This window comes from Streptomyces curacoi, assembly GCF_001513975.1.
In the GTDB taxonomy this organism is placed as follows: Bacteria; Actinomycetota; Actinomycetes; order Streptomycetales; family Streptomycetaceae; genus Streptomyces; species Streptomyces curacoi.
In genome coordinates this window covers 25,335-33,200 of record NZ_KQ948001.1, presented here as the reverse complement: position 1 = coordinate 33,200, position 7,866 = coordinate 25,335, and the positions used below count along the sequence as shown (strand labels likewise).

At 67.0% G+C, this 7,866-nt stretch carries 7 protein-coding genes; 2 read left to right on the top strand and 5 right to left on the bottom strand.

The window, feature by feature from the left end; genetic code table 11:
- Nucleotides 1-43: 43 nt before the first annotated feature.
- Complete coding sequence (locus AQI70_RS36405; RefSeq protein WP_159042767.1) at nt 44-901, top strand: endonuclease/exonuclease/phosphatase family protein; 858 nt, start codon at nt 44-46, stop codon at nt 899-901.
- Between the two features lie 171 nt (nt 902-1,072).
- Here the strand turns inward: AQI70_RS36405 and AQI70_RS36400 are convergent, their stop codons facing one another.
- Together AQI70_RS36400 and AQI70_RS39410 are read right to left on the bottom strand one after the other, a co-directional pair.
- Entirely contained in the window at nt 1,073-1,516 is a 444-nt protein-coding gene (locus tag AQI70_RS36400; protein ID WP_062156728.1) for a TerD family protein, read from the bottom strand.
- Between the two features lie 252 nt (nt 1,517-1,768).
- On the bottom strand, nt 1,769-2,068 hold the full coding sequence (locus AQI70_RS39410) for a hypothetical protein (RefSeq protein ID WP_159042766.1): 300 nt from the start codon (nt 2,066-2,068) through the stop codon (nt 1,769-1,771).
- A gap of 286 nt (nt 2,069-2,354) precedes the next feature.
- Between AQI70_RS39410 and AQI70_RS36395 the strand changes: the two genes are divergently transcribed.
- Nucleotides 2,355-2,561 carry a hypothetical protein gene (locus AQI70_RS36395; protein ID WP_062156727.1) on the top strand — a complete coding sequence of 69 codons (207 nt, stop codon included), beginning with the start codon at nt 2,355-2,357 and terminating at the stop codon, nt 2,559-2,561.
- A gap of 244 nt (nt 2,562-2,805) precedes the next feature.
- Here AQI70_RS36395 and AQI70_RS38200 read toward each other — a convergent pair whose 3' ends face one another.
- From AQI70_RS38200 to AQI70_RS39400, 3 genes are all read right to left on the bottom strand, one after another.
- On the bottom strand, nt 2,806-5,925 hold the full coding sequence (locus tag AQI70_RS38200) for a polyprenyl synthetase family protein (protein ID WP_159042765.1): 3,120 nt from the start codon (nt 5,923-5,925) through the stop codon (nt 2,806-2,808).
- Between the two features lie 13 nt (nt 5,926-5,938).
- Nucleotides 5,939-6,082 (bottom strand): hypothetical protein, encoded by a 144-nt coding sequence (locus tag AQI70_RS39405; protein WP_159042764.1) that lies wholly within the window; start codon nt 6,080-6,082, stop codon nt 5,939-5,941.
- 1,114 nt (nt 6,083-7,196) lie between these two features.
- On the bottom strand, nt 7,197-7,742 hold the full coding sequence (locus AQI70_RS39400) for a hypothetical protein (RefSeq protein ID WP_159042763.1): 546 nt from the start codon (nt 7,740-7,742) through the stop codon (nt 7,197-7,199).
- Nucleotides 7,743-7,866: the final 124 nt, after the last annotated feature.

Genomic DNA, 7,866 nt, shown 5'->3' with positions numbered 1-7,866 from the left:
CCTCTTAGATTCGTCGGTGAGTCTGAGGACGACAGGGGGAACCATGAGGAAACCGACCAGCACAGTCTGCCGTGTCACGACGGCGTGGCTGATTGCCTTACTGGCGGTGATGGGTCTGGTGACACCCACACACGCCGAGCCCGCAGCCGACGAGGCTATGAAGCCGATCCCCAACCGCTTCATGACCTGGAACACCAACGGGCAGGGACTCGGCACGCCGGAATCGATCATGGAGCAGGTCAGGCGATTCCGGCCACAGGTGGTCGCGTTCCAGGAGTCCTGCCAGGACGAGGTGATCGAGGCCGTCAACCGGCTCAGGCAAGAGGGACTCGAGTACCGCTACCGGCGTGGATTCAGCGCCGTGCACCTCGGATGTGAGGCAGGGCTGGGCACCGGGATCATCTTCGCAGAAGGCACTTCGGTCAGGGCGCACAACCGGAAGGGTTACAGCGAGGACGAGGGATGGCTGGAGGCGCGTGGCATCCAGTCGTTCACGACGAGGATCGACGGCCAGTGGGTTCGCGTCTTCAACACACACCTCAGCGCGCCGGGGCACGAAAGGCTGAGGCAACTGCAGGCCAGGGAGCTCGCGGACGTCACACGGCCACACCCTCGGGCACTGGTTCTCGGCGATCTCAACACACGGCCGTGGATCGCGAAAGTCATGGAACCGATCTGGTCGGCCGGGTTCAAGGACGTCGACCAGTTCTGCGGACCGGTCGCGGATCGCCGGTGCAACAAGACACTCCCGAAGACCGATGACGCCAAGTTCGACTACATCCTTCACCGGCGTGTGAACAGCGGCGGCTGCCGCCTGCACACCCCCACCGAGGACCACCGGATCGTGATCAGCGATGTCACCCTGGCTGATGTCCCTCGGCCAGTGTGCACGGTGACCTGATCCAGGCGTACCGGCGCAGGGCCGACGGGCTGAGCACAGACCCGTCGGCCCTGCGTCGCCTACGTGGACGGTCACGGTGTGGGTTCGTCAGGGGCCCCGGGTGCCCGCTGCTGTGCAGGTGCCGCGCCCCGCTGTGATCCCCGGCCGGGCGTCTTGCCGCTTCCGGCACCGTCAGCCCTCGACGTTGATGCCGTAGTCCGTGGCCATGCCCGCCAAGCCGGTGTCGTAGCCCTGACCGACAGCACGCACTTTCCAGCCGGAAGCATGCCGACGGATCTCCGCGACGTTGGAGACGGTCTCGCCCGAAGTGAAGGGTGCTGGCTCGAAGGACAGAGTGGTGCCCGAGGGCTGGGTGGTCTCCGTACGCCATCTGGAGTGGTGGTCGAAGACGGCCGTGGGCTGTGCTTCGAGGTCGATGCTGGCGATGACGGCCACGGTGTGGATGTTGTCTGGGATGTGGGGCAGGTCCGCGGTGACCGTGTCTCCGCTGGCGCGGACTCCGTCTTGGGTGTGGTGGTTGCAGCAGACGAGGTCGTGGTCGCTGTGTACCTTGCCGCGGCTGGTGAGGAGGACGGCGGAGACATCGATTGGCGCGCCGGTGGTGATGAGGCGCACCGGTACGGATTCGGTTGGGAGAAGGGCGTTGGCCCCCTTCCCTGGCAGGTGCTCGGTGCCTTCCGGCGGCCTGGGTCACTGTCGGCTGCCTCCGTGGCGGGTGCACTTGCGGGCAGACTGGTGTTGGTCAGAGCGGCGAGGGTGCGTTGGAAGAGCGGGCAGCCTTCGGCTTCTCTTTCAGGCCAGGGCCGGGTCAGGTGTTGAGAGCCGGAGTGCTTGGTGTGGGGGTTGTCCGAGGGCTTGGCGTAGCTGCTAGTAGCGCAGGCTTTTGACGGTTGGACGGGGGAGTTGCCATGGCGGCTGGGCTTCTTCGGGCTGGTTGATTCGCAGGTCACTGTCGACGGCTGTGCCGTCGAGTGCAGAAAAGACGCGGTGGGTGAAGTCGCAGCCGTCGCCCGACAGGAGAGGGGCCCGGCGTTCCTGCTGTGCGGGTGCGGGCTCTCCGATTGCGGTGTACGGGGCGCCGAGGTCGGCGCCGGTCCAGTGGTTGGCCGCGGCGGTGGCGCACTGGGCGAACTGGATAAGGGCGGGCGGGGTCAATGACGCGGTCAATGGGTGTATCTGCCGTCAGGATCCAAGTCGGCGAACCCCGACAACGTGTCCGTGCACTCCCGGATTCACACAACCGACTACTTCGCGTACGTCAACGACTTGATGGCCGGCCCACGGAATCGCAGCGAAGCCATACACGTGCTCAGCCACATACGCAGCAGTTCGACGTGCCAACGGAGGGGGCACTGACGGGTTCCTCTTCCAGTACGGCTACGCGAACTGGTTCTCGGAACCGGCTTTCGTGCTGGGGTTCACGCGTCAGCTCGGGGGAGGGGAAGAAGGGTCGGTGGACGAGTACGTACCGATCCAGTTCGAGTTCCAGTACCGCCACGGTGTCGGACTGTCCCAGCTCAAGAGCCCGAACTCCTGGTGGTTCCGTGGTGGCGATACCTCCTTCACTGAATGGCTCGACACCGGGCTGCGTGATCCTGTCTGGGACGTCATCCGCAAGAAGGGACCGGTTGCATTCGACGTCGCGGAGGAATTCGTCTGATTGGTGCGCTGAAGATGGCGAGTGTGGCGAAGGGCATCAGTGAGGTGCGCACAGCAGAGGACTTGGTGACCTTCCTGTGCCTGGCTGCCTAGGGACGTGGCGTTGATTCCGCAACGCTCGAGCTGCCGTTCGGCCTGAAGTGTCACTGCCTTTGCCGTTTTCCTTTTGCTCCGCGGCCTACCAGGTCGCCTGTGAGCATGCATGGTGCCGCCCCTTGTATCGCGGACGGTGAACGTCGGCGTGGTCAGGAGGTTCGGGTGGTGGCTTGGTCGGCGAGCCGGGCGAGGATCTTGGTGGCGGCGGGGGGAAAGGGCGCGGTGTCGAGCGCGGCCATGGCTTGTCGGTGTCTGATGGCGATCATGTTTTCGACGGTGGTGCGGGCACCGGTGTCGGTGAGGATGGTGCGGATCTCGGTGGCGGTTTCCTCGGTGAGGTCGGGATGGCCGACCAGGCTCCGCAGGCGTGCGGTCTGGGCGGGGTTGGCGTGCGAGAAGGCCAGGGCGAGCAGGGCGGTGTGCTTGCCCTGGCGGAGGTCGTCCAGGCAGGTCTTGCCTGTCTGTGAGGGGGTGCCGAAGGTGTCGAGGAGGTCGTCGCGCAGCTGGAACGCTTCGCCCAGGGGGATGCCGTAGGCGGTGCAGGCGTCCAGTACCGGCTGGGAGGCGGCGGCGAGCAGGGCACCGAGGTGCAGGGGGCGTTGCACGGTGTACGTGGCGGTCTTGTAGTGGATCACGGTCAGTGCGGTGTCGAGGTCCGGGGTGGGGGTGCCGGTGGTCAGCAGGTCCAGGTACTGGCCGGTCATGATTTCGGTGCGCATGGTGTCCAGGCAGTGCAGGACGGTGGTGCGGTGGGGTTCGGAGATGGGGGTGGTGTGCAGAAGTTCGTCGGACCAGGTCAGGGCGAGGTCGCCGAGGAGGATGGCGGCGTTGGTGCCGAAGCGCTCGAGGGCGTGAGGGTCGTGGTGGTTGTGGGTGGTACTGCGGTGCTGTGCGGTCAGGGTGCGGTGGAGGGTGGGGCGTCCGCGGCGGGTGTCGGAGGCGTCCATGACGTCGTCGTGGATGAGGGCGAAGGCGTGGAAGAGTTCCAGAGAGGCGGCGTCGCGGGTGACCGCCGTGGTGTTCTCCGCCGGGTCTGTGACAGCCAGTGGCAGGCCGGCGTCGTTGTTGAGGATGCGCTGCACGTGGCCCAGCGCGTTGGTGACCGAGGCGACTGCGCCGTGTTCGTCGTAGGTGAAGCGGGTTGTGGTGTCGTCCGGCGCTGTGACGCTGGTGCGGTTGCCGTGGGCGTCGTACTCCTGGCGCCAGACCTCGCCCCCGGACAGGACCGTTTCCACGGGAAGGTGGAGACGGTTGTAGCGGGTCCGGGCGGTGGTGCCGTCGGCGAAGTGGACGGCGGTGAGGTCTGCGCTGTGCTCGTCCCACTCGTAGCGGGTGGTGTTGCCCAGCGGGTCTGTGCGAGCCAGGAGGTTGTCGTGCCGGTCCCGCTCGCTGAGGGTGGTGTTGCCCAGCGGGTCGGTCTCGGCGATGACCTGACCGCGTGCGTTCATGCGGTAGGTCGTGACGGCGCCGGTGGAGTCGATGTAGCGCGTGGTGTGCTCGGCGCGGTCGTACTCCAGGCGGCAGGACATGTAGCCGTCCGGGCCCACCGTCTGCACCACGCGGCCTGAATCGTCGTAGATGTACTGGTACGTGGACTCGTTGCGGTCGGTCCAGGCGGTGACGCGGTCCTCGGCGTCGTAGTCCAGGCGGAACGGCAGTCCGCTGGAGTTGGTGATCCGGTCCAGGTTGCCGGCACTGTCGTAGCCGTAGGAGACGATTTCGGTGGGGCCGTTGTCGTGGCGCAGGCAGAGTTTCGACGGCTTGCCCGAGTCGTCGTCACGGTGGATCTCAAGGTGGTAGCCACCGCTGTGCAGGATCGAGTGCGGGGTGCCGTCGTCGTGGCGCTCGATGCTGTAGCTGTTGCCGTTGCGGTCGCTGACGTCCGACAGCCACCACAGGCCGTCCGCGCTTACAGCTGGATCGAACAGCCGCGTGAGGCCCGTACGGGGCTCGATGACGACGAGCGCGTAGGAGTTCCCCTCCTGGATGCAGGTCAGCGGTATTCGCGCGCCTTCCAGGGGAAAGACCTGGTCGCCCAGCATGTCGGGTTCACGGGGGAACATCAAAGAGGAGCCGTCGGTGCGGTGCCACCAGATGCCGCCATCGCCGCGCTCCAGGCGTTCGTCGAAGGTGGAGGCCCAGCGTCGGCCGAAGAAGCGTCCGTGCCCGTAGGACGACAGATGGGTGCGGGTCACCGTCAGCGCCAGAATGCCCGGGAGTTCGATGTCGTCCTGGGCCAGGAACATCTCTCCTGTCGCCATGTCGATCGGATCGCCGCCGAGGCACTTGGCGTCGGCGGCACGTGCCTTGGCCGACAGTTCGCCCGGGGACAGGTTGACGTTGGAGCCGGACTGATTCCACTGCTTGCCACCCGGCCCCTGCTTGTTGACGCCGACGCCAGGGCTGTTGCCGTCGGCCTTGGAGTCAATGCCCTTCAGCTTGTCGGTGAGGGAGTCCTCGTTGCGCTTGTGGTTCTTCGAGGTGTCGCGCAGGTTCTTCGGGATGGTCTCGCCGGTGTGCTTGATGATCCGTTCGACGGCCTTCTTCATGCCCTTGGTGGCGCCGTCCACGACACTGTCGATGCCCTGGGTGAAGGGGTCCTTGCCGCGGGTGCGGCTGTTGGCGCCTGCCGCGCGGTCCAAAGACCCCGACAGGCGGGTCAGCGACGTCTCGCTGAGACGGCCCAGGTTTCCGGCAGTCTTGTCGTACTCGGCGTGGTCGATACGCATCCGGCCCGCGCCCCCGCCCCCACCGGCCGGGCCGGCGGAGCCGCCGCCTGCCGAACCGCCGGCCGAGTTCAGCTGCATCGCGGCGGCGCCCTTGCCTCCGCCGCCGGAGCCCTCGGCCGGGGAGATGGCGCCGGCCGCCAGGTCCAGCACCGCGTCCGTGACCATCTTCTCCAGCTTGGCGGCGACCGGCTCGGTCACCATCGCCATCACCTGGTCGACGATCTGGTCGGCGGCCTCCTTGATGATCCGGTGCACCACCTCCCGCATCGCCGCGATCTCCGCCGCACCGATCAGCGCCGACAAGCCGCCGGTGACAAAGGCCAGGCCGATGGAGACGCCGACCGAGGCGGCCATCACCCCCAGCTCGACCTCGGCCTTGATCTTCATGCCGTAGATCACGTCCGCGACGACATCCATCGCATCCGCGAACAGGCGTGCCACTTCCGGAAGTTGCTCCAGGTGCGAGGTCTTCACCTTGCCCCAGTGCTCCTGCAGGGCCTCCACCGCCCAGCCCTCACTGGAGGACAACAGACGGTTCACCGCACCGACGGCCTCACCCGCACTGCTCGTCGAAAGCGTCCGCGAGCTCGCGCATCGCGTCCGCCATCTCGCGGTAGTCGTCCTCATCGACATTCGGCCAGTTGATCCCGATGAAGTCCAGGATCTCGTCCAGCCAGCCCGGCAGAACGTAACCCAACCCCCGTCAACCTCCCCCTGAGCGGTGCCCGCGACGACACCTAATTGATCACTGCAAGTACGAACCCGACGGTAACTGATCACACCGACAGCAGAACGAGGGCCTCTCACGGGGCTGTCAGGCCCGGGCCAGCATGAACGTCGACCGTATGAAGAGTGCGAACCTCACCCTCGGCTGCGTAGCCGTCTGCTGGCGTCGGCTGACGGCACTTCAGCGCCGCAACTCGTAGGCGCCGGGGTCCGGGTCTTCGAGGAGTGCCCCGACGGCTCCCTCAAGGAGCTGTTCGGCGAGGCCAAGACCAACGCGGTGACCGCCTTCTGGGCCGCCTCGCGCGCTTCAACAGTGGGGAAGACGAGTGAGTACCACCATCACCGCCGGTGCTTCGTGCTGTTCCTTGCCCTCCAGGTGGGACCTATTACGCCGTAATAGCTGAGCCTGCGTCACAACGATGATCCTGCATCTGTACGACGTAGCCAGGTCGCACGGACATGCTGGGCGCGGCTTTTACGGCCAGTCGTCGTTGGGAAAGTGACTCCGCCCGCTTCCGCGACACCTACACCGTTGCCTTGGCCACTTGGACGGCGTGCAGGGCGGTCTCGATGTACCAGGGCGGCCTCGATGTACCTCTGGAGGCTGACGAGCTGAGTGGGAGTCCGACATTCCGACGGCACACCGTCCGCTCGCTGGGAGGTCCACGCCCCGGATCTGGCTGGCAGCGCACCATGCTGCAGGGCTCCCCCATGTCACACCTGCGCTTCCGTTTGAAGATAGGTGACGCCGCGGCGGGTGAGCAGGCACCGTAACGCCTCGCGGCCGATCTGGATGACGCGGCCGTGTGAATCCCGGGCTACCACACTCATGGCAGCCTCGGTCGTCGCCGGGGCCCGTCCGCTAGGTGGTGGGGGAGGCCGGCAGGAGAGCGGCCGCGGCGCGGACGGTGTCCTGGAGCGAGTTTCATGGATGCCGCTCGGGCCGGCCTTGCTCGGCCCAGCATGTTGCGTTGGCTGCGTGCAAGCGAGACGCAAGCCGACGAGGAACCGCCTGGGGGTGGTGTGCGCGCTGAGTTCGTACCGGGTGATGGGCTGGACGGTCTCGGCGTAGAACCAGAACGGGGTCACGTGGGCGGGGCGGAGGTGTTCGTACTCCGAGGTGGCCTGTTCGCGTGTCGCGTCCGGCTGGCTGGTGGGGGAGGGCGGTGCGGCGGGGGTTGGGGACGACGGCTGGGCAGTCCGTTCGCGTCCAGTTGCAGCATGGCGCGCAGCTGCCAGTTCGGGTATCCGGTGATGCCGCCGGCGAGGAGGAGCGCGGGGGCGGTGGCGTTGTATCGGGCGGGCGCCTTGGTGTAGTGCAGCGGGTGGGGTGGCGGTAGCGGGAAGCCGTTGACGGTGATTGCATCGAGCAGGTCATGCGCGAGGGCCTGGGTCTCGGGAGGGCCGGTGGGGTAGGTGCACGGGACCGGGCCGGGCGCCGGGAGTTCAGCGCGGGGTGTGGGCGCAGGGGTCTGCTTGATCGACGGGTCGGCTAGCACGCCGCTGGCGGTTAGCGCGTTCAGGCTCGCGTCGGTGTGCGCGTGCGTGGCCGGGAGGTGGGTGGGGTGTTCCTCGGTGGCTTCCGGCTTCCGGCTTCCGGCGGCTGTGCTCGGAGTGGGTCGTCGGGGCATCGGTCAGCGGTGTCAGTTCGTTGGTCGCTGGGGTCGGCGTACGAAGCCGCTGGCCGGTTCCGGGAGGCTGCTGTGGGGATCGGCGGGGGTGGCCGCACTCCTGTGGGCGTGCGGTGCACGAGGT